Genomic DNA, 270 nt, shown 5'->3' with positions numbered 1-270 from the left:
ACGCCCTCGAGGAAATATCCTCAGCCGCAGGCTACGGCACAGCTTCGGCAACTTTTTCTATTCCGCCATACACCGATAACAAAACGCAGACGATAAAGCTCGTCAACAACGGCGCTGACTACGGCACGGTAGATATGCACAAATCTATCATCGACGCAGCAGGCGACAGCTACGATATTACCGACCGCGATACCGCGCAGGATATGCAATCCGTATACCGCAAAACGGCATTTGTAGTAGGCGTTAAGACTGCGGACGGCATGAAGTATC

General features: G+C 51.9%; 1 protein-coding gene. It reads left to right on the top strand.

Going from position 1 to position 270, the window contains the following annotated elements; genetic code table 11:
• The coding region (locus tag LI114_RS13935; RefSeq protein ID WP_227221159.1) for a hypothetical protein at positions 1 to 270 on the top strand (270 nt) is incomplete at both ends.

It is taken from the genome of Ruminococcus sp. 210702-SL.1.03, from assembly GCF_020559915.1.
GTDB lineage: Bacteria > Bacillota > Clostridia > Oscillospirales > Ruminococcaceae > YE71.
The sequence above is the reverse complement of the archived record's forward strand: the minus strand, read 5'-3'. Positions and strand labels throughout refer to the sequence as shown.